This window comes from Streptomyces sp. NPDC043867, assembly GCF_056435845.1.
Genome location: NZ_JBWKDS010000004.1, coordinates 66722 through 87517 on the forward strand (window position 1 = coordinate 66722; position 20796 = coordinate 87517).

17 protein-coding genes are annotated in these 20796 nt (G+C 72.0%); 4 read left to right on the plus strand and 13 right to left on the minus strand.

The window, feature by feature from the left end; all coding sequences use genetic code 11:
* Positions 1-86 precede the first annotated feature (86 nt).
* Complete coding sequence (locus AC069T_RS05345) at positions 87-545, plus strand: GNAT family N-acetyltransferase (RefSeq protein WP_478781640.1); 459 nt, start codon at positions 87-89, stop codon at positions 543-545.
* A 92-nt stretch (positions 546-637) separates the two neighbouring features.
* On the opposite strand, the gene galK is transcribed toward AC069T_RS05345, so the two are convergent.
* From galK to galT, 3 genes are read right to left on the minus strand one after another with little or no spacing between them, the layout of a single operon-like run.
* The gene (gene galK, locus AC069T_RS05350) at positions 638-1780 is read right to left on the minus strand and encodes a galactokinase (protein WP_478781449.1); all 1143 of its coding nucleotides are present in this window, start codon (positions 1778-1780) and stop codon (positions 638-640) included.
* An 11-nt stretch (positions 1781-1791) separates the two neighbouring features.
* Positions 1792-2751: a UDP-glucose 4-epimerase GalE gene (gene galE / locus AC069T_RS05355; RefSeq protein WP_478781450.1), complete on the minus strand. Its 960-nt coding sequence runs from the start codon at positions 2749-2751 to the stop codon at positions 1792-1794.
* Complete coding sequence (gene galT, locus AC069T_RS05360; RefSeq protein WP_478781451.1) at positions 2748-3836, minus strand: galactose-1-phosphate uridylyltransferase; 1089 nt, start codon at positions 3834-3836, stop codon at positions 2748-2750. The genes galE and galT overlap by 4 nt, the downstream gene beginning before the upstream one ends.
* Before the next feature lie 170 nt (positions 3837-4006).
* Here galT and AC069T_RS05365 point away from each other — a divergent pair, with 170 nt between their 5' ends.
* Positions 4007-5704 (plus strand): sodium:solute symporter family protein, encoded by a 1698-nt coding sequence (locus AC069T_RS05365; protein WP_478781452.1) that lies wholly within the window; start codon positions 4007-4009, stop codon positions 5702-5704.
* 20 nt (positions 5705-5724) lie between these two features.
* Positions 5725-6021 carry a hypothetical protein gene (locus AC069T_RS05370; protein ID WP_478781453.1) on the plus strand — a complete coding sequence of 99 codons (297 nt, stop codon included), beginning with the start codon at positions 5725-5727 and terminating at the stop codon, positions 6019-6021.
* Positions 6022-6078: 57 nt separating this feature from the next.
* Here AC069T_RS05370 and AC069T_RS05375 read toward each other — a convergent pair whose 3' ends face one another.
* The 10 genes from AC069T_RS05375 to rsmI all read right to left on the minus strand — a co-directional run bounded on the left by AC069T_RS05375 (position 6079) and on the right by rsmI (position 18906).
* Positions 6079-6783, minus strand: a complete 705-nt coding sequence (locus AC069T_RS05375; RefSeq protein WP_478781454.1) for a helix-turn-helix transcriptional regulator — start codon at positions 6781-6783, stop codon at positions 6079-6081.
* Between the two features lie 280 nt (positions 6784-7063).
* Complete coding sequence (locus AC069T_RS05380) at positions 7064-8902, minus strand: outer membrane protein assembly factor BamB family protein (protein WP_478781455.1); 1839 nt, start codon at positions 8900-8902, stop codon at positions 7064-7066.
* A gap of 79 nt (positions 8903-8981) precedes the next feature.
* Complete coding sequence (locus AC069T_RS05385; protein WP_478781456.1) at positions 8982-10844, minus strand: outer membrane protein assembly factor BamB family protein; 1863 nt, start codon at positions 10842-10844, stop codon at positions 8982-8984.
* 199 nt (positions 10845-11043) lie between these two features.
* On the minus strand, positions 11044-12849 hold the full coding sequence (locus AC069T_RS05390; RefSeq protein WP_388788404.1) for an ABC-F family ATP-binding cassette domain-containing protein: 1806 nt from the start codon (positions 12847-12849) through the stop codon (positions 11044-11046).
* A 70-nt stretch (positions 12850-12919) separates the two neighbouring features.
* Positions 12920-13813 carry a 4-(cytidine 5'-diphospho)-2-C-methyl-D-erythritol kinase gene (locus AC069T_RS05395; RefSeq protein ID WP_478781457.1) on the minus strand — a complete coding sequence of 298 codons (894 nt, stop codon included), beginning with the start codon at positions 13811-13813 and terminating at the stop codon, positions 12920-12922.
* Positions 13810-14712 (minus strand): 16S rRNA (adenine(1518)-N(6)/adenine(1519)-N(6))-dimethyltransferase RsmA, encoded by a 903-nt coding sequence (gene rsmA / locus AC069T_RS05400; RefSeq protein WP_478781458.1) that lies wholly within the window; start codon positions 14710-14712, stop codon positions 13810-13812. Before rsmA ends, AC069T_RS05395 begins: the two co-directional genes overlap by 4 nt.
* A gap of 133 nt (positions 14713-14845) precedes the next feature.
* Positions 14846-16294, minus strand: coding sequence for a ubiquitin-like domain-containing protein (locus AC069T_RS05405; protein ID WP_478781459.1), 1449 nt, complete (start codon positions 16292-16294; stop codon positions 14846-14848).
* A 132-nt stretch (positions 16295-16426) separates the two neighbouring features.
* On the minus strand, positions 16427-17299 hold the full coding sequence (locus tag AC069T_RS05410) for a TatD family hydrolase (protein ID WP_478781460.1): 873 nt from the start codon (positions 17297-17299) through the stop codon (positions 16427-16429).
* 105 nt (positions 17300-17404) lie between these two features.
* On the minus strand, positions 17405-17818 hold the full coding sequence (locus AC069T_RS05415; protein WP_478781461.1) for a hypothetical protein: 414 nt from the start codon (positions 17816-17818) through the stop codon (positions 17405-17407).
* Between the two features lie 230 nt (positions 17819-18048).
* Positions 18049-18906 carry a 16S rRNA (cytidine(1402)-2'-O)-methyltransferase gene (gene rsmI, locus AC069T_RS05420; protein WP_478781462.1) on the minus strand — a complete coding sequence of 286 codons (858 nt, stop codon included), beginning with the start codon at positions 18904-18906 and terminating at the stop codon, positions 18049-18051.
* Between the two features lie 62 nt (positions 18907-18968).
* Here rsmI and AC069T_RS05425 point away from each other — a divergent pair, with 62 nt between their 5' ends.
* Entirely contained in the window at positions 18969-20708 is a 1740-nt protein-coding gene (locus AC069T_RS05425; protein ID WP_478781463.1) for a dolichyl-phosphate-mannose--protein mannosyltransferase, read from the plus strand.
* Positions 20709-20796 lie beyond the last annotated feature (88 nt).

Consider the following 20796-nt stretch of genomic DNA (forward strand, 5'->3'; position numbering starts at 1 on the left):
CCGGCCCCCACCGGCACTGTTCATCAGGGTAGGGCCGGGAGCGGGGAGCGGAAGGCGATTTGCAGAACTGGCCGGCCGGCGCGTTTATGGTGGGCCGTATGTTCCGTCTTGAGACAGAAGTGGACCGGGAGCGACGGGATCTGCTGCGCAGGCGGCTGCGGGACGCCAACACGCGGGCCTCCCCGGTGCTGCGCTCCCTGCGCGGAACCCCCGGTGAACGAGAGGTTCCGCTTCATGTCTGGGCGCTGGACGGGACGGGGGCTCTCGCGGGGGGTCTGGTCGGGCACGCGTGGGCGACCTGGCTCCACGTCACGTATCTCTGGGTGGACGAGCGGTACCGGGGGGCCGGGCTCGGGGCCCGGCTGCTCGCCCGGGCGGAGCGGGCGGCGCGGGACGACCACGGTTGCCGCAGTGCCCGGCTGGAGACCTGGGACTTCCAGGCGCCCGGGTTCTACGAGAAGCAGGGCTACGAGGTGGTGTGCGTGATCCCCGGCTATCCGCCGGGGATCACCGAGTACACGCTGACGAAGCGTCTGACCCGCTGAGCGACGTGATCCTCGCGGCACACGGACGCCCGGCCCGCTTCTCGTGCGCCGCCGCGCGGCGGACCGCCCGGACGGGCTGAGGAGACCGGCGCTCAGCCCACCCGGTGGGCGCCCGCCGCGGGCACCGCCGGGAAGACGCGGGGGGCGGTGTGACCGGCCGCGGTGAACGCCTCCGTCACCGCCTTGGTGACGGTGTCGACGTCGGCGGACTCCACGAGGACGACCGCCGAACCGCCGAAGCCCCCGCCGGTCATCCGAGCGCCGAGCGCCCCGGCCGCGTTGGCGGCGAAAACCGCGAGGTCCAGCTCGGGGCAGGAGATGCGCAGGTCGTCGCGGAGGGAGGCGTGCCCCTCGGTGAGGACGGGCCCGATGCCGCGCACGTCTCCCGCGTCCAGCAGGCCGATGACCCGCTCCACCCGGTGGTCGTCGGAGACCACGTGCCGTACGTAGCGGCGCACGCGCTCGTCGGTGAGCCGGGCCAGGGCCGCGTCGAGGTCCTCGTGGGCGACGTCGCGCAGATGGGAGACGCCGAGCTGCCGGGCGCCCTCCTCGCATCCCTGGCGCCGCTCGGCGTAGGCGCCGTCGCCGAGGGCGTGCTTCACGCGGGTGTCGACGACGAGCAGTTCGAGACCCTGGGCGGCGAGGTCGAAGGGGACCTGACGGATCGACAGGTCGCGGCAGTCGAGGTGCAGGGCGTGCCCCTCGGTGCAGCACGCGGACGCCGTCTGGTCCATGATCCCGCAGGGCACGCCGACGAAGTCGTTCTCGGCGCGCTGGGCGAGGCGGGCCAGTTCGGGCCGGGTGAGCCCGAATCCGAAGAGGTCGTTCAGGGATAGCGCCGTGACGACTTCGAGGGCCGCGGAGGAGGAGAGGCCCGCGCCGGTCGGCACGGTGGACGCCAGGTGCACGTCGGCGCCGGTCACGGCGTGCCCGGCGGCGCGCAGGGCCCACACCACGCCGGCCGGGTACGCGGCCCAGCTGGTGTTGGTCAGCGGCTCGAGCGAGTCGACGTGCAGTTCGACGACGGGACCCTCGACGTCGGCCGAGTGGAGCCGCAGGATGCCGTCGTCGCGCCGGGAGACCGCCGCCACCGCGGTGTGCGGCAGGGCGAGCGGCATCACGAACCCCTCGTTGAAGTCCGTGTACTCACCGATCAGGTTGACCCGGCCGGGGGCCGCCCAGACGCCTTCCGGCGCGGCCCCGTACAGCTCCTGGAATCCTTCGCGAACCCCCACCTGGTACTCCCTCAGTCCCTGTTCTGTGCGAACGCCCACGCGTCCGCGACGATCCCCGCGAGATCCGCGCGGGACGGGTTCCAGCCGAGCCGCTCGCGCGCGGTGGCGGCGGAGGCGACCAGGACGGCCGGGTCGCCGGCCCGGCGCGGCGCCGCCACCTCGGGGATCGGGTGCCCGGTCACCTGCCGGACGGTCTCGATGACCTCGCGGACGGAGAAGCCGTTGCCGTTGCCCAGGTTGCAGATGAGGTGCTCGCCCGGGCGGGCCGCGGTCAGCGCCAGCAGGTGCGCCTCGGCGAGGTCGGCGACGTGGATGTAGTCGCGGACGCAGGTGCCGTCCGGGGTCGGGTAGTCGTCCCCGTAGACCGAGATCGCGTCGCGGCGGCCCTGGGCGACCTGGAGGACCAGCGGGATGAGGTGCGACTCGGGGTCGTGCCGCTCGCCGCAGTCCCCGTAGGCGCCGGCCACGTTGAAGTAGCGCAGGGACACCGCGCCGAGTCCGTGGGCCGCCGCCTCGCCGCTGATCATGTGGTCGACGGCGAGCTTGGAGGCGCCGTAGGGGTTCGTCGGGGCGGTCGGGGCGCTCTCCACGATCGGGGTGACCTCGGGCTCGCCGTAGGTCGCGGCGGTGGAGGAGAAGACGAGTGTGCGCACGCCCGCGGAGCGCATCGCGGCGAGCAGCGCCATGGTGCCGCCGACGTTGTTGTCCCAGTACTTCTCGGGCTTGACGACGGACTCGCCGACCTGGGAGAAGGCGGCGAAGTGCAGGACCGCGTCGTAGGAGGAGTCCAGCCATTTGGTGGCGTCGCGGATGTCGCCCTCGATGAACGCGGCGCCCGCCGGGACTCCCTCGCGGAAGCCGGTCGAGAGGTTGTCGAGGACGGTGACCTCGTGGCCCGCCTCCAGCAGATGCCGCGCGACCACGCTGCCGACATAGCCCGCGCCGCCGGTGACCAGGTACTTCCCACTCATGAACTCGCTACCTCTCGCAGTCGCTGAGCCGCGGTCTCCGGCGGCACGTCGTTGATGAACACGCTCATGCCGGACTCGGAACCCGCGAGAAACTTCAGCTTGCCGGAAGTGCGGCGAATGGTGAAAAGCTCGAGGTGGAGTGCGAAGTCGTCGCGTTCGGCGCCCTCGAACTCCTCCAGCGTGCCGAACGGCGCCTGGTGCCAGGCGGCGATGTACGGCGTCGCGGGCTCGCCCTCGCCCTCTTTCCCTCCGTCCCGCCGGTCGAAGATCCGGTCGAAGCGCCTCAAGAGTTCCAGATAGACCTGGGGGAACTCTGTGCGCGCGCCGTCGTCGAGGCCGAGCAGGTCGGGGACCCGGCGCTTGGGGTAGAGGTGCACCTCGTAGGGCCAGTGCGCCGCGTACGGCACGAAGGCCGCCCAGTGCTCGGTCTCCAGGACGACCCGGTCGCCCTCGGCGAGTTCGCGGGCCACGACCTCGTCGAAGAGGTTGCCGCCGTCGGTGGCCTGCTTGTGGGCGGCCAGCGAGCGCAGCATCAGGGCGGTGCGCGGGGTGGTGAAGGGGTAGGCGTAGATCTGGCCGTGCGGGTGGCCGAGGGTGACGCCGATCTCGGCACCGCGGTTCTCGAAGCAGAAGACCTGTTCGACGGAGGGGAGATGGGACAGTTCGGCGGTGCGGTCGGTCCACGCCTCCAGGACCAGGCCCGCCTGCTCCTCGGTGAGGTCGGCGAAGGACGCGTCGTGGTCGGAGGTGAAGCAGACGACCTCACAGCGGCCGGAGTCACCCGCCAGCGAGGGGAAACGGTTCTCGAAGACCACCACGTCGTAGGAGGAGTCCGGGATCTCGCTCAGCCTCTCGCCCCGGGAGGGGCACAGCGGGCACTCGTCGGCCGGCGGGTGGTAGGTGCGGCCCTGGCGGTGCGAGGCGACGGCCACCGAGTCGCCGAGCAGCGGGTCGCGGCGGACCTCGGAGGTGGTGACGGTCGGCTCCAGCGGACGCCGGTCCGCCGCGTCGCGCACTGTGTCGTCCCGCGAGTCGTAATAGACGAGCTCACGGCCGTCCGCCAGCCGGGTCGAGGTCTTCTTCACTGCCGGACTCCCCTGTCCCACCCATCAAACAGAACCGAACACAACAAACCACAAGTCCCCACGGGCGTCAACATCACAATCAAACAAAGAACATCAACTGAAGTGTTCATTTTCTGAACGCGGAGGCGTAGGTTCCGGTCGGATACGTTCACGCAACGAAGCGAGTTCCTATGCAGTCCCCCACCTCCCTGCCCCACGGCACCTATCTCGCCGAGGGGCTCCGACTCCCCACGAACGGGCTCGACTACGCGATCCTGGCGATCTACTTCGTCGTGGTGCTGGGCATCGGCTTCGCCGCGCGCCGCTCGGTGAAGACGAGTCTCGACTTCTTCCTGTCCGGGCGCTCCCTGCCGGCCTGGGTCACGGGTCTCGCGTTCGTCGCGGCCAACCTGGGCGCGACCGAGATCCTCGGCATGGCCGCGACCGGCGCGCAGTACGGCGTGGCCGTCGTCCACTGGTACTGGATCGGCGCCATCCCCGCCATGGTCTTCCTGGGCCTGGTGATGATGCCGTTCTACTACGGCTCCAAGGTCCGCTCGGTGCCGGAGTTCCTGCTCCAGCGTTTCGACAGGTCCGCACATCTGCTGAGCTCGGTCCTGTTCGCCTTCGCCGCCGTGCTGATCGCGGGCGTGAACCTCTACGCGCTGGCGATCGTCGTCGAGGCACTGCTGGGCTGGCCGCAGTGGGTGGCGATCGTCGTCGCGGGCTTCTTCGTCCTCGCGTACATCACCTTCGGCGGTCTGTCCTCGGCGATCTACAACGAGGTCCTGCAGTTCTTCGTGATCCTCGCCGCGCTCATCCCGCTCTCCGTCCTCGGCCTGAAGAAGGTCGGCGGCTGGGACGGCCTGACCGACTCGCTCACCAAGAGCCACGGCGACAACTTCCTGTCCGCCTGGGGCGGTACGGGCATCGGTGACCCCAACCCGCTCGGCGCGAACTGGCTGACGATCGTCCTCGGTCTCGGCTTCGTGCTCTCCTTCGGCTACTGGACGACGAACTTCGCCGAGGTGCAGCGCGCGCTGTCCGCGAAGAACCTCTCCGCCGCCCAGCGCACCCCGCTGATCGCCGCGTTCCCGAAGATCTTCATCGTGTTCCTGGTGATGATCCCGGGTCTGGTGGCCGCCGTCCTCGTACCGAAGATAGGCACCGGCGGCTCGGACCTCCAGTACAACGACGCCATCCCGTACCTGATGCAGGAGCTGCTGCCCAACGGTGTCCTCGGCATCGCGGTGACCGGCCTGCTCGCCGCGTTCATGGCCGGCATGGCGGCGAACGTGTCGTCCTTCAACACCGTGTTCACCACCGACATCTGGCAGCGGTACGTGGTCACGGACCGCGAGGACGGCTACTACGTCAAGTTCGGCCGGCTGATCACCGCGATCGGTGTGCTGGCCTCCATCGGCACGGCGTTCATCGCCTCCAGCTTCTCCAACATCATGAGCTACCTCCAGACGCTCTTCTCCTTCTTCAACGTGCCGATGTTCGTGGTCTTCATCATCGGCATGTTCTGGAAGCGCGCCTCCGTGAAGTCCGGTGTCTGGGGCCTGGTCGCGGGCACCACGGCCGCGATGGTGAACTACTTCTGGATCTACAAGCAGGGTGTCATCGGCATCCCGAGCGACCAGGGCGCCAACTTCGTGTCGGCGATCGTCGGTTTCGTCGCGGGCGCGGTCGTCATGGTCGCCGTCACCCTGTTCACCGCTCCGAAGCCGGAGGCCGAACTGGCGGGACTGGTCTACGGAACGACCTCCCCGGGTCTCGCGGAACCGCCCGCGGCGGGCGACGACGCCTGGTACCGCAAGCCGGCGCTGCTGGGCTGGGGCGCGATCGCCCTGGCCGCGCTGTGCTACGTCCCGTACTCCTTCTGACCCGATCGGAGGCACTGACCATGTCCGAACTGCAGCGCGAAGTCTCCGAACTGGAGAGCAAGTCCGCGACCGCCGCCCGTCTCTTCGACATCCGGCGGATCATCGGCGGCCTGTTCGTGGTCTACGGCGTGATCGTCACGATCGCCGGGATCAACCCGTCCGACGCCGACCTGAAGAAGGCCCAGGACGTCAACATCAACCTCTGGACGGGCCTCGCGATGCTCGCCCTGGGGCTGTTCTTCCTGGTGTGGCTCAAGCTTCGCCCCATCGCCCCGGCGACGCCGGACGAGACCGGGGCGCCGGACGAGCACGCGTGACGCACCCGGGCCCGGCCGGCCGTTCCGGTCGGTGCCCGAGGCAGGCGGGGCCGGAGTTCACTCCGGCCCCGCACCCGTCTGTGCAGGGAGGTGCGGCACCGGACCCGCCCGGTCGAGCAGCCCGGTGCGCGCGGCCAGTGCCGCCGCCTCCAGGCGCGAGCCCACGCCCAGTTTCATCAGCACCCGCTGGACATGGGTGCGCGCGGTGCTGGGCGCGATGCCCATCCCCGCCGCGATCAGCCGGGTGTCCTCGCCGTCGGCGACCCGCACCAGCACCTCCACCTCGCGCGGGGTGAGCATCTGGAGCAGCCGCTGGCCCTCGTCGTCGGGCTGCGCGGCCGGATTGAGCAGCTCGCCGAACGCGCCCTGCAGCAACTGCGGGGCCACGGCGACCTCCCCGGCCCTCGCCTTCATGATCGCGCGCTCGACGCCCTCGATCCGCTCGTCGTGCCGCACGTACCCGGAGGCACCGGCGGCGAAGGCGGCGGCGATCCCGCGCGGGTTCGGCACCGGCCCGAGCACCAGGACCGCCACCTGCGGGCGCTCCCGCTTGATCTTCACCACCGGGTCGAAGATCCCCGGCTCGGCCGGTGTCGCCGTGCCGATCAGGCACACCTCGGGTGCCCGGGCGATCACCAGCTCGGCCGCCCCCGCGGCGGGCGCCGCGGCGGCGAGCACCCGGTGCCCGCGCAGTTTCAGCGCCGAGGCCAGTGCCTCGGCGAGCAGTCGGTGGTCGTCGACCACCATGAGCCGAACTCCCATCGAGCAACCCCCAGTCCCCCTGAGCATCCCCACTGGTTCCCCGTGGTAACGAGCCCCCCGGCTCTCCATCCCCCGGAAGCTACACGCTTGTTCGACGTTGCGCTTCCCCTACCGGGGAGAAGCGACCCGGAACACCGAAATCCCTCCCCCTCGCGCACGATGCGGGGTAGGCGCACGGCCCCGCCCCTGAGCAGGGACGGGGCCGTCGGCCACGGGTGCGGTACCGCGCGCGGTACCCGGCGCGTCCTGGCGCGCGGCGCGCTCCTCGGCGCCGGGCGCGCTACTTGGCGCCGAACCCGAGAGCCGTGTACTCCTTCTCGTCCTTCGAGTACGGCTTGCTGATCAGCTCCTTGCCCATGAACAGGCGGCCGGAGGTGTAGAGCAGCTCGCAGGAGCTCGGGACCATGCTGCTGATCGCGCGCAGCACGGTCTCGGAGGCGGGGGTCTCCAGGAGCTTCGTCTGCTTCAGCGACTTGCCGTCCACCGAGACGACCTGGGCGCCCTTGTCGTACGGGCCGTCCTTGTACGCGATGACGTTGGCGCCGTCCATCCGGATGGGGAACATCGAGTAGCCGTCGCCCGCGTCGATCCGGTCGCCGGTGGTCTTCCCGGTGGCCAGCGAGAAGGAGATGATCTCGTTGGTCCGGCTGTACTGGGCGGTTCCCTCGTGCTCCTTGGTCGGCACGTACAGCTTGTCGTTGCCGACCGCGATGCCGTTGCAGTCGTGCACCTTGTTGACGCCGCAGTCGTGCTCGTACTTGCCGTCCGCCAGCGTGATCTTGGTGCGCAGCTTGCCGCTCTCGTCGAGCGAGAACGCGTCCGTGACACCGGAGGCGGTGATGTCACCGGAGTCGACGCCGAAGACCACCGGCTTGGTGGAGATCACCTTGGCGTTGTCGATGCCGGCCGGGAGCTTGTACGTCCACCTGACGCTGCCGCTCTTCGGGTCGAGCAGCTGCACCTGGTACTTCTCGTTGCCGTAGTCACCGCACTTGCGGACCGCGACGAGCTGCTCGCCGCCGGCGTAGCCGACGTCCTTGCAGGAGCTGACCTTCGGCTGCCACAGGACCTTGCCCGTCTTGGCGTCGAACGCGGCGCCGCCGGAGTAGCCGCCGCCGACCGCGACGGTGCTGCCGCTGATGGTGACCTCGCCGAACGCGATCTCCGTCCCGCTGATGGCGGCCGTCTTGGTCCACAGCTCCTTGCCGGTGTCCATGTCGAAGGCGACGACCTTCGTGCAGGGGTGGCGGTCGTTCTTGCCGCTGCGCTCGGCCTCCTCGGTCACCACCGCGGCGACGCCGTCCTCTGTGATCTCGCGCGAGCCCGCGCAGGTCTGGCCGGGCAGGTCGAGGGTCCACTTCTCGGAGCCGCTGTCGGGCTCGTAGCCCACGATCTTGCCGACGCCCGCCTTGGCGTACACCGCGTCGGTGAGCCAGGAGCCGGTGACGCTGTCGATCCGCTCGTCCTTGACCTCGTGCGCGGGCACCTGGAAGAGGACCTCGGCGGCCGGGTCGGAGGGGGCCTTCTCCTTGGCGCCGCCACCGCCGGAGGTGCCGGAGGTGTCGCCGCCCTTCCCGTCCGTGCCGCCGGAGTTGCCACCCGGTCCCGCGGAGGTGTCCTTGCTCTTGTCGTCCTTGCCGGAGGACGCCTTGTACCAGACACCGCCGCCGATGATGAGGGCGATGACGACGACGGCCGCGACGATGATGATCATCTGGGGGCTGAACTTCCGGCCGCCGCCCTGGTGGGGCACCTGCGGCTGCATCGGGAAGGTCTGCGGCTGCGGATAGCCGTACGGCGGCTGGGGCTGCTGGCCCGGATACCCGTACCCGGGCTGTCCGGGCGGCGGCGACTGCGGGGTGTGCGGGTAGCCGTAGCCCGGGCCCTGCGGCGGCTGCGGGGGCGCGCCCTGCGGCGGGGCGGGCGGGGGCGCCTGCGGGGGCTGGGGGGTCTGCGGGTAGCCGTAACCGGGGGCCGGAGGCTGCTGGGGCGCCCCGAAACCGCCCGGCGGCGGGGTCTGGGGGGCACCGAAGCCGCCCGGCGGCGGGTCCTGCGGAGCGCCGAACCCTCCTTGCTGCGGGGGCTGGTTGGGCGGCGGCGGGGGCGGCGGCTGGCTCATGACGTCTCTACCTCGGGGTGTTCGGAGTGCGAAGGGCGCGCGGGGGTGACGGGAAGGGGCGCTGTCGGCGGGCCGGCGGTCACTTGCCGTAGGCCAGCATCAGCTTCTCCTTCGACTCGTCGTTGCCCGTCAGCCGGGTCGTGGACAGGTAGAAGCGTCCGTCCACGTAGTCGAGTGCCTTGGAGTAGAAGCCGTTCTCGATGTCCGCGGTGCCCTGCGGGTTCTGCAGCAGCTTCGTCGTCTTGTGGCCGCCGCCCCCGGTCGGGACGGACACGATCCGGCCGCCCGCGTCGTAGGACGGCTCGACGTACGCGATGAGGTCGCCGCCGTCGAGCTTCAGCGGCAGCATCGTCTGGTCCGTGGGCGACTTGGTGCGCCACTTCTCCTTGCCGCTCTCCAGGCTGATCGCGACGATCTCGTTCGGGCCGGTCTTCGCCTCGGTGGGCAGGTAGAGGGTGTTGGCGTCGGCCGCGACCCCCGTGCAGCCCTGGAGTTCACGGGTGAGGATGGCCCAGCCGCACTCCGGTGCGAACGACTCGTCGACGTCGACCTGCGAGCGGATCGTGCCGTCGTTCTTCAGCGTGGAGATGTTCCACTGCTTCTTGTCCTTGTTGGTGAGGTACAGGACGACCGGGTCGACCGAGTACGTCCGCGCGACCTGCCAGCCCTTGACGACCTTCTGCGTCCACCTGGTCGTGCCGGTCGCCGGGTCCAGCTCCTGCACCTCGTCGTGCGCGTCGGAGCTGCCGGCGCCGCAGGAGGAGACGGAGATCAGCTTGCTGCCGCCGGCGAACGCGGTCGGGAAGCAGGCCGTGCCGTACTTCTTCTTGTCCCACAGCTTCTTGCCCGAGGACATGTCGTACGCGGTGCCGGACTGCGAGCGGCCGACCATCAACGTGTCGCCGGAGATGGTCAGTTCGACGGACAGGGCGCTGTCGAAGAGGCCGCCGTCGGCGACCTTCGCGCTCCAGCCCTTCTTGCCGGTGGTGAGGTCGATCTGCTGGATCTGGTTGCACTTGGCGCCGTCCGTGGCGCCGGCCTTGTACGCGATGACGATCTTGTCGTCGGACGTCTTCTGCCGGGAGGCCGCGCAGATCTTCTGCGGGAACGTGATGGCGTCCCAGGTGGGCTTGCCGTCACCGACGTCGTAGGCGAAGAGCTGCTTGTAGGCCGCCTTCACCGCCGTCTTGCCGGTGATCCACATGCCGGGGGCGTCGGCGCCGGAACCGGGGGCGTCGGGCGCCTCCTTGTACCAGAGCACCTTCGCCTCGCCGTCCTGGCGGCCCTCGTTGAGGTTGTCCGGGTCCTCGCCGCCGTCACCGCTGCCGTCGCCCTCGTCGACCGGGGCGGACTGGGTCGGCTTGTCGTCCTGGCTCTTCTTCGCGACCGGCTTCTTGTCGCCGTCACCGCCGTTGACGACCGCGAACACGGTGCCGCCTATGACGAGCAGCGCGGCGACCGCCGCGCCGATGATCATCGCGGGCTTGCCCCGGAACGGGTTCCTCGGCCCGCCGCCGGGCGGCGGAGGCACCGGGCCGCCGGGGAACTGGCCCTGCGGATAGCCGTAACCGGCCTGCGGCGGCTGCCCGTAGGGGCCCGGCCGGCCGTAAGGGCCCGGCTGCTGCGGCTGACCGTAGGGACCGGGACCGGCCTGCGTCGGCTGGCCGTAGGGACCCGGCTGCTGCGGCTGGCCGTAGGGGCCGGGCTGCTGCGGCGGGGCGTACGGGCCCGGCTGGGCGTACGGGCCGGGCTGCTGCGGGTATCCGTAGCCGGGCTGCGGCGGCTGCGGAGGGCCGCCGGCGGGCGGGCCCGGCGGGGCCTGGGGCGGCGGGGGCGTGGCGCCCTGCCGCGGGTCCCGCGGTGCCCCGGAGGCGTGCTGGGTCGGCTGGTCGTGCGGTGTTCCCGAGTCGCCCTTGGGCGGCTGGTTGGGCGGCTGAGTCATCAGCGCTCCCCCTCTTCACTGATTTTTAGCCACCCACGGTCGCGCTGGAGTGGTTCTCAGACTGTCTTCAGACGGCCCTTTGTATCACTGCGCAGCCCTCGAACAAGGGGCCGGTCCTCCCCCTGTTCCCAAGGGAGGACCGGCCCGTGATGCCCTCGTTACGCGCCTTCACGCGCCCTTCACCCCACCCGGCCGCGTCCTACGCGTCCTCGGCGAGCTCCAGCCACCGCAGTTCGAGCTCCTCGCGCTCCCCGGCCAACTCCCGCAGCTCGGCGTCCAGTTCGGCCACCTTTGCGAAGTCCGTCGCGTTGGCGGCGATCTGGGCGTGCAGCCTGGTCTCCTTGTCGGAGACCTTGTCCAACTGCCGCTCGATCTTCTGCAGTTCCTTCTTCGCGGCGCGGGCGTCGGCGGCCGACGCGGACCTGGCCGGGGCGGGGGCGGCGGCGAGGACGGCGGCCGCGGCGGCCTCCTCCATGCGGTGGCGCCGCTCCAGGTACTCGTCGATGCCGCGCGGCAGCATCCGCAGGGTGGCGTCCCCGAGGAGCGCGTACACCTTGTCGGTGGTCCGCTCGATGAAGAACCGGTCGTGGGAGATCACGACCATCGACCCGGGCCATCCGTCGAGCACGTCCTCCAGCTGCGTCAGGGTCTCGATGTCCAGGTCGTTGGTGGGCTCGTCGAGGAAGAGGACGTTGGGCTCGTCCATCAGCAACCGCAGCAGCTGGAGCCGGCGGCGCTCACCACCGGACAGGTCACCGACGGGCGTCCACTGCTTCTCCTTGCTGAAGCCGAACGTCTCGCAGAGCTGCCCCGCGGTCATCTCGCGCCCCTTGCCGAGGTCGACCCGGTCCCGCACGGCCTGCACGGCCTGCAGCACCCGCCAGGTGGGGTCGAGTTCGGCGACCTCCTGGGACAGGTAGGCGAGCTTGACGGTCTTGCCCGTGACGATCCGGCCGGCCGCGGGCTGCTGCTCGCCGTCACTGCGGGCGGCGTCGGTCATGGCCCGCAGGAGCGAGGTCTTGCCCGCGCCGTTCACCCCGACCAGACCGATCCGGTCGCCCGGACCGAGCTGCCAGGTCAGATGCTTGAGCAGCAGCTTGGGCCCGGCCTGGACGGTCACGTCCTTCAGGTCGAAGACGGTCTTGCCGAGCCGCGACGAGGCGAACTTCATCAGCTCGCTCGTGTCCCGCGGCGGCGGTACGTCCGCGATCAGCTCGTTGGCGGCCTCCACCCGGAAGCGCGGCTTGGACGTACGGGCGGGCGCGCCCCTGCGCAGCCACGCCAGCTCCTTGCGGACCAGGTTCTGCCGCTTGACCTCCTCGGTCGCGGCGATCCGCTCCCGCTCGGCGCGGGCGAAGACGTAGTCGGTGTAGCCGCCCTCGTACTCGTAGACGTCGCCCTTCTGCACGTCCCACATGCGGGTGCAGACCTGGTCGAGGAACCACCGGTCGTGGGTGACGCACACCAGCGCCGACCGCCGCTCGCGCAGATGCCGGGCCAGCCAGGCGATGCCCTCCACGTCCAGGTGGTTGGTGGGCTCGTCGAGGATGATCAGGTCCTGCTCGTCGATGAGCAGCTTGGCCAGCGCGATGCGCCGCCGCTCACCGCCGGACAGCGGACCGATCACGGTGTCGAGGCCCTGCGGGAAACCGGGCAGGTCCAGGCCGCCGAAGAGACCGGTCAGCACGTCGCGGATCTTGGCGTTGCCCGCCCACTCGTGGTCGGCGAGGTCCCGGATGACCTCGTGCCGGACGGTCGCCGCGGGGTCCAGCGAGTCGTGCTGCGTCAGCACCCCGAGGTGGAGGCCGCCGGAGTGCGTGACCCGGCCGGTGTCCGCCTCCTCCAGCTTGGCGAGCATGCGGATCAGGGTGGTCTTGCCGTCGCCGTTGCGGCCGACCACGCCGATCCGGTCCCCTTCGGACACGCCGAGCGAGACACCGTCGAGCAGGGCACGGGTTCCGTACACCTTGCTGACGGACTCGACATTGACCAGATTGACGGCCATTTCTCTCCTGACGAGGGGGACGATCGACCCTCAAGGGTAGTCCGCGCCCGCCGTGGCCCGGGCCGCGGTCTCAGAGCAGGGTCGCGCCGGGCGCGGGGCCCTCGGTGACCCGTACCGCCCGGCAGGTGCCCGAGGCGCGCAGCGCGCCTGCGACCTCGCGCGCGGACTCCGCGTCCCGCACGAGGAAGGCCGTCGTCGGCCCCGACCCGGAGACCAGCGCGGCGAGGGAGCCCGCGGAGCGTCCGGCGGCCAGGGTGTCCGTCAGCTTCGGGAACAGGGAGAGCGCCGCGGGCTGGAGGTCGTTGGAGACCGCCGCGGCGAGGGCCGCCGGGTCGCCCTTCGCCAGGGCGTCGAGGAGGTCCTGGGACACGGCCGGTTCGGGAACGGTGACGTGTGAGGTGAGGCGGTCGAACTCCGCGTACACGGCCGGTGTCGACAGCCCGCCGTCGGCGACGGCGAAGACCCAGTGGAAACTCCCGCCGACCTCCAGCGGGCGCAGCCGCTCGCCTCGTCCGGTGCCCAGAGCCGCCCCGCCCACCAGGCTGAACGGCACGTCGCTGCCCAACTCGGCACAGATGTCGAGGAGTTCCTCGCGCGAGGCGTTCGTGCCCCACAGTGCGTCGCAGGCGACCAGCGCGCCGGCCGCGTCCGCGCTGCCGCCGGCCATGCCGCCGGCGACGGGGATGTCCTTGGCGATGTGGAGGTGGACGTCGGGCGTGCGGCCGTGGCGTCCGGCGAGCGCGAGGGCCGCGCGGGCCGCCAGATTCGTACGGTCCAGGGGCACCTGACCGGCGTCCGGGCCCGCGCAGGTGATCCGCAGCCCGTCCGCCGGGGCGGCCGTCACCTCGTCGTACAGCCCGACCGCAAGGAAGACGTTGGCCAGGTCGTGGAAGCCGTCGGGGCGGGCGGCACCCACCGCGAGCTGGACGTTGACCTTGGCCGGGACGCGTACCGTCACCGTCACGACGCCCTCGCCCCCTTGTGCCCGGCGTCCGCCGGCCGTTCGGCGCGGTTCTCCGCGATGCGGACGAACTCCTCGACCGTCAGCGCCTCCCCGCGGGCCTGCGGCGAGACACCCGCGGCGACGAGCGCGGCCTCGGCGGCCGCGGCGGACCCCGCCCACCCGGCGAGCGCCGCCCGCAGGGTCTTGCGGCGCTGCGCGAACGCGGCGTCCACGACGGCGAAGACCTCGCGCCGCGAGGCCGTGGTCTTCAGGGGCTCGGCCCGCCGCACCAGCGACACCAGGCCGCTGTCCACGTTCGGCGCGGGCCAGAACACGTTCCGCCCGATGGCGCCGGCGCGCTTCACCTCGGCGTACCAGTTGGCCTTCACGGACGGCACGCCGTACACCTTCGAGCCGGGCGCCGCCGCGAGCCGGTCGGCCACCTCCGCCTGCACCATCACGAGCGTCCGCTCGATGGTCGGGAAGGCCTCCAGCATGTGCAGCAGCACGGGCACGGCCACGTTGTACGGCAGGTTCGCGACGAGCGCGGTGGGCGCGGGGCCCGGCAGCTCGGTCACGTGCATCGCGTCGGAGTGCACGAGCGAGAACCGCCCGGCCCGCTGCGGCATCCGCGCCTCGACGGTCGCGGGCAGCGCCCCCGCGAGCACGTCGTCGATCTCGACGGCGACGACCCGGTCGGCGGCCTCCAGCAGACCCAGGGTCAGCGACCCGAGGCCGGGTCCGACCTCGACGACCACGTCGTCGGAGCGCACACCGGCGGTCCGCACGATCCGCCGCACGGTGTTCGCGTCGATCACAAAATTCTGGCCGCGCTGCTTGGTGGGCCGCACGCCGAGGACGGCCGCGAGTTCGCGGACGTCGGCGGGGCCCAGGAGGGCGTCGGGGGTGGGGCTGCTCACGCACCAAGGGTACGGGTGGGTGACGGCCACTTCTCGCGCCCCCGCGGCGCCGGGGGAGTTTCCGCCCCTCCGGCGTTCGAGGACGCTGCCGTTCAGGCCGTCACGGGGTCCGGCGGCGGAGCCCCCGGGGCCGTCAGCCGCGGAGGCGGGTGCCGCAGTGGGGCCAGGGGCTCGCGCCCCGCCGTACGTAGAGCTTCTTCGCCCGGAACGTCTGCTCCGCCGCCGGTGCGTCCTGCGGCCGGCCCGAACCCCCGAGGCTCTGCCAGGTGCGCGTGTCGAACTGGTAGAGCCCGCCGTACGTCCCGGAGGGATCCACCGCCCCCGGCCGGCCGCCCGACTCGCACGCGGCGAGCCCGGCCCAGTCGAGGTGGTCGGCCCCGGCGACCGACGTCGGCGGCGTCTTCGTGCCGACCTTCACCACCTGCGTCTGCGGCTCGCGCACCACCTCGGCCCTCACCCGCCGGGGTCTTTGCCGGACGCCGTTCACGGTGCGCACCAGGTACGTGACCCGCCGGGTGCCGGGCCGCCCGGCCCGCTCGACCACCTCCGTGCCCCGGAACAGCGACGCGTCCCGCGTCCGCTCCTCCGCGAACGGGATCAGCTCCTCGCGGACCTCCCTGGTCCCGGTGATCCGCATGACGGTGACGGTCTGCCCGTCCCGCGGGAAGCTGCCGGGCGGCACGGAGGTCGTGTCCTGGCCGTGCAGGGTGACGCCGGCCTCCCCGACTGCCTCCAGGACACTCGCGGCGTTCGTGCGGATCGTCCGCGCCCGCCCGTCCGCCATGACCGTGACGGTGCGCTCCGTGCGGACGTCGAGCGTCAGCCCCTCCCGGCCGATCCGCCGGGAGCGGGAGGCGGACACGTACGCGCCCTCCGCCCGCACCCCGAGCTGCCGGAGCGCCCCCTCCACGGTGTGCGCCGTCGTCCACACCTCGCGCCGCTCGCCGTCGAGGGTGAGGCGCACGGGGCGCCCGTAGCGGACGGCGACCTCGTCCCCGCTGGCCAGGGGCGTACCGGGGGCGGGCGCCACGAGGTCGTGGGCGCCGACCTGAACGCCCTCGTCCGCGAGCAGCTCGGTCACGTCGTCCGCGAAGGTGTGCAGCGTGCGCGGCCTGCCGTCGACGGTCAGCTCGACCGCCTTGTCCTCGGCGACGAACGCGGTGGTGCCGCCCGCCAGGAACGCCACGACCACCGCCTGCGGCAGCAGCCGGCGCAGCGGGTCCTGCCGTACGGCGGTGCGTCTGCGGCGCGCGGCGCGGCGGGCTCCGGCGCGCCCGCCGGAGAGCGGACCGCCGGCCGCGGGAGCGGCGCCGTAGCCCGGGAGCCCCCCGTCCGGGACGGTCTGCCGCGGCAGCGTGGGCTCCTCGTGGGCGGGCCGGTAGGTGTCCTTCAAGACCCCGGGCGCGGCGCGGACGTCGTAGGGCAGCGTCGGCGCGCTGTGCGGGTCGAGGGCGTGGTGGGGCAGCGTCGGCGCGCTGTGCGGGTCGAGGACGTCGTACGGCGCCGGCGGGTCGAAGACGGCCGGGCCGCACCGGCCGGCCGGGCCGTACGTCTCGTACGTCTCGTACTGCGAGTTGCTCACGACGAGGCTCCAGGGGGATCGGGCGACCAGAACCTAGCGGAGCGGTCGTCACTCTCCCAAGCAACGCGGCTACACAGCGTGGCGACACTCTCCCGCGGCGGGACCCGGGGAAACCCCTGGAAGCGTTATGGGTCAGTAATCGAACGCGCGGGCCGTGTTCGCGGCCAGCGCCGTCGCCATCGCGTCCTCGCCGATGCCCCGCACGGCGGCCATCGCACGGACCGTGACCGGAACGAGATACGGGGCGTTGGGCCTTCCGCGGTACGGCGCCGGGGTCAGGAACGGTGCGTCGGTCTCCACCAGGACCAGTTCCAGCGGGGCGGCGGCGAGTGCGTCGCGCAGCGGCTGGGCGTTCTTGAAGGTCATGTTGCCGGCGAAGGACATGAAGTACCCGGCGCGGGCGCAGACCTCGGCCATCGCCGCGTCGCCCGAGTAGCAGTGGAAGACGGTCCGCTCCGGGGCGCCCTCCTCCCTGAGGACGCGCAGCACGTCGGCGTGGGCCTCGCGGTCGTGGATGACCAGGGCCTTGCCGTGCCGCTTGGCGATCTCGACGTGGGCGCGGAAGGAGCGCTCCTGGGCCGCCTTGCCCTCGGGGCCGGTGCGGAAGTAGTCGAGGCCGGTCTCGCCGACGCCCTTGACCTGGGGCAGGGCGGCCAGCCGGTCGATCTCGGCGAGGGCCTCGTCCAGAGCGGCGTCACCGCCCGCGGCGCGCGCGCCCTGGCGGGACCCCCCTCCGCCGGGGTCGCCGTGCACGATGCGGGGCGCCTCGTTGGGGTGCAGTGCGACGGACGCGTGGACGGCGTCGTGCTCCAGGGCGGTCTGCGCCGCCCACCGGGAGCCGGGCACGTCGCAGCCGACCTGGACGACGGTGGTCACGCCGACCGACGCGGCCTTGGCGAGGCCTTCCTCGACCGTGCCGGACTGCATGTCGAGGTGGGTGTGCGAGTCGGCGACGGCCACGCGCAGCGGTTCCGGCAGGGGCGGGGCTTCGGCGTTGGAGGGCATGCCCCGATCCTACGAAGGGGGCACGCCCGGCCTGTCGTCACGGTCGGCGGATCGGCCCGTGTGCGACGGAAGGGCGCCGGCTCGCCCGCCCGTCACGGAGGGGGATCAGCTAGCCCCGCGGTGGTGGAAGGGGTGCAGCAGGTCCGAGAAGTGCCAGTGGTGGGGCTCCTCGGGCTCGGGCGCGTGGTCCGGGCCGGCGGGTTCCGCAGATGCCTGCCGGGGCAGCGCGGGCGGCTGCCGCCGCAGGGAGTTGAGCGCCGAGGACACCTGTCCGGCGCGCATGATGCGCACCAGGTGGTTGTCGCAGTTCAGGCAGGTGGGCCGGCTCAGCGGCGACGGCACCACCAGGCCGTCGGCGAGGTAGGTCACGAACGCGGTGCCCTCGGCGTCGCGGTGGTGCTCGATCTCGTACGACTGCTCCCAGCCGTGCCCGCAGCGCATGCAGGCGAAGGAATACGACTCGTGGACGACGTCGGCCGCCGGGGTGCCCCGGCCGGTCCGCCCTGCGATCTCACTCATTCCAGCTCCTCTTGTCCGCCGGACGAGCGCCTCCGTCGCGGGAGGGGGGAGCCGACTCCCCACTGCGCCCCCCGAAGGCGAGGGGCGGGTGCGCCCCTGCGACCAGTGGACGCCTCTCCCGGCGTGGACGCAGCAGACCTGCCGAGTGTTGGATCCGTCTTGGCCCTTCCTTGCCGCAACGCCCCCGGAGCCCGGCCGGGCTTTGCCTTTCCCGGCCGTCCTTTGCCCGCCTATGGGGCGCCGCGCGCCGCGTTCTTTGCCGCCACGACGGCATCGAAGACCTCCCGCTTGGGAATCCCCGCCTCGGCGGCCACGGCGGCGATCGCCTCCTTGCGCCGCTCCCCCGCCTCCTCGCGCACCCGCACCCTGCGCACCAGTTCGCCGGCGTCCAGGTCCCCGGCGCCCTTCTCGGGGGCGCCCTCGACGACCACGGTGATCTCGCCGCGCACCCCCTCGGCGGCCCAGGCGGCCAGCGCGGCCAGCGGGCCGCGCTTGACCTCCTCGTACGTCTTCGTCAGTTCGCGGCAGACGGCGGCCCGGCGCCCCTCGCCGAACACCTCCGCCATCGCGGCGAGGGTGTCGTCGAGCCGGTGCGGCGCCTCGAAGTACACGAGGGTGCGGCGCTCCTCGGCGACCTCCCGCAGCCGCGACAGGCGTTCGCCCGCCTTCCGCGGCAGGAAGCCCTCGAAGCAGAACCGGTCGACGGGCAGCCCGGACAGCGCGAGCGCGGTGAGCACCGCGGACGGGCCGGGCACGGCGGTGACCTTGATGTCCTTCTCGACGGCGGCGGCGACCAGGCGGTAGCCCGGGTCGGAGACGGACGGCATCCCGGCGTCGGTCACCAGCAGCACCCGGGCCCCGCCGACCAGCGCCTCGACCAGCTCCGGGGTGCGCGCCGCCTCGTTCCCCTCGAAGTACGAGACCACCCGCCCCGTCGGCAGCGCGTCCAGGGCCTGCGCGAGCCTGCGCAGCCGTCGCGTGTCCTCGGCGGCCACGACGTCCGCGGTCGCCAGCTCCTTCGCGAGCCGGGGCGGAGCGTCGCTCACGTCGCCGATGGGGGTGCCTGCCAGTACAAGGGTTCCTGTCACGTTTCCATCCTCGCAGGGCCCGGGGACGGGACTCCCACAGAGACGTTCCCTACGATGGCGCGGTGACCAGTACCGCGTCCTCCACGGACACCCGGCAGGGCCGGGCCACCGAAGAGCAGCGGCCGTCGTGGCAGCAGCGGCTGCGGCGCTTCGGCTATTCGGCGAAGCCCCGAAGTGATGTCCGCGACCGCCTCGTGCCGCCGTACGCGGCGCCCAGCCCGCGTGTCTGGGCCGCGTTCGGGCTGCGCCACGAGGTCGCCGAACGCGTCACGCGGTGGTCGGGGTGGGGCGGTCCGCTGCTCGTGACCCTGCTGGCCGGGCTGATGCGGTTCTGGAACCTGGGCGGCCCGAGGGCGGTGATATTCGACGAGACGTACTACGCCAAGGACGCCTGGGCACTGGTCCACCGCGGGTACGAGGTCAACTGGGCCAAGGACGCCAACGACCTGATCCTCCAGGGCAACGGCCACGTGTCCGTCCCCACGGACGCCGCGTACGTGGTGCACCCGCCGGTCGGCAAGTACGTCATCGGGCTCGGCGAGATGATGTTCAGCTTCGATCCGTTCGGCTGGCGCTTCATGACGGCGCTGCTCGGCACGCTGTCCGTGCTGCTGGTGTGCCGGATCGGCCGCCGGCTCTTCCGCTCCACGTTCCTCGGGTGCCTCGCGGGCGCCCTGCTGGCGGTGGACGGGCTGCACTTCGTGATGAGCCGTACGGCGCTGCTGGACGGCGTGCTGATGTTCTTCGTGCTGGCGGCCTTCGGCTGTCTGGTGGTCGACCGGGACAAGGCGCGCACGCGGCTGGCCGCGGCGCTCCCGGCCGACCAGGACGGTGTCGTGCGCCCCGACCAGCACACGGCCGAGTCCGTCCGCCTCGGCTGGCGTCCCTGGCGCTGGGGGGCCGGCGTGCTGCTGGGCCTGGCCATCGGCACGAAGTGGAACGGCCTCTACGTGCTGGCCGCGTTCTGCGTGCTGGCCGTCCTGTGGGACGTCGGCTCGCGTCGCGTCGCGGGCGCCCGCCATCCGTACTCGGCCGTCCTCAGGCACGACACCGGCATCACCTTCCTGGCCACGGTGCCGGTCGCCGTCGTCGTCTACCTGGCCTCCTGGACCGGCTGGATCCTCTCCCCCGCCGACGGCAGCGGGGGCTACTTCCGTAACTGGGCCGCGACCGACGGCAAGGGCGGCAACTGGACGATGCTGCCGGACTGGCTGCGCAGCCTGTGGCACTACGAGCACGAGGTCTACAAGTTCCACGTGGGCCTCTCGTCGCCGCACACCTACCAGTCGAACCCGTGGAGCTGGCTGGTCACCGGCCGCCCCGTCTCGTACTTCTACGAGTCCCCGGCGCCCGGCAGGGACGGCTGCCCGGCCGACGCCGGCGGGAAGTGCGCCCGCGAGGTCCTCGCGCTGGGCACCCCGCTGCTGTGGTGGGCGGCGTGCTTCGCGGTCCTGTACGTGCTGTGGCGCTGGGCGTTCCGCCGCGACTGGCGGGCGGGCGCGATCGCCTGCGCCGTCGCCGCCGGGTATCTCCCCTGGTTCAACTACCAGGAACGCACGATCTTCTTCTTCTACGCCGTCGTCTTCGTGCCGTTCCTCTGCCTGGCCGTCGCCATGCTGATCGGCGCGCTCCTCGGCCCCCCGGGATCCAGTGAACGCCGCCGCGTCGCGGGCGCCGCCGCAGCGGGCGTCCTGGTCCTCCTGATCGCCTGGAACTTCATCTACTTCTGGCCCATCTACACCGGCACGGCGATCCCGATCGACGACTGGCGGTCGCGGATGTGGCTGGACACCTGGGTGTAGCTGGGCAGACACACCACGGTGGGGGGGGAGGTGGCGGGTCACCGGGGGCATCGTTGGCTGCCAATTGGTGTTACCTTTTCTCCCCCAC

Bases quoted from the DNA above. Each gene is read 5' to 3' on its own strand.
- AC069T_RS05380 (WP_478781455.1), bottom strand. From the start codon at position 8,902: ATGAGCCAGCCGCCGCCCCCGCCGCCGCCCAACCAGCCCCCGCAGCAA.
- AC069T_RS05415 (WP_478781461.1), bottom strand. From the start codon at position 17,818: ATGAGTGAGATCGCAGGGCGGACCGGCCGGGGCACCCCGGCGGCCGAC.
- AC069T_RS05385 (WP_478781456.1), bottom strand. From the start codon at position 10,844: ATGACTCAGCCGCCCAACCAGCCGCCCAAGGGCGACTCGGGAACACCG.
- AC069T_RS05375 (WP_478781454.1), bottom strand. From the start codon at position 6,783: ATGGGAGTTCGGCTCATGGTGGTCGACGACCACCGACTGCTCGCCGAG.
- galE (WP_478781450.1), bottom strand. From the start codon at position 2,751: ATGAGTGGGAAGTACCTGGTCACCGGCGGCGCGGGCTATGTCGGCAGC.
- AC069T_RS05410 (WP_478781460.1), bottom strand. From the start codon at position 17,299: ATGCCCTCCAACGCCGAAGCCCCGCCCCTGCCGGAACCGCTGCGCGTG.
- AC069T_RS05345 (WP_478781640.1), top strand. From the start codon at position 87: ATGGTGGGCCGTATGTTCCGTCTTGAGACAGAAGTGGACCGGGAGCGA.
- AC069T_RS05370 (WP_478781453.1), top strand. From the start codon at position 5,725: ATGTCCGAACTGCAGCGCGAAGTCTCCGAACTGGAGAGCAAGTCCGCG.
- AC069T_RS05365 (WP_478781452.1), top strand. From the start codon at position 4,007: ATGCAGTCCCCCACCTCCCTGCCCCACGGCACCTATCTCGCCGAGGGG.
- AC069T_RS05390 (WP_388788404.1), bottom strand. From the start codon at position 12,849: ATGGCCGTCAATCTGGTCAATGTCGAGTCCGTCAGCAAGGTGTACGGA.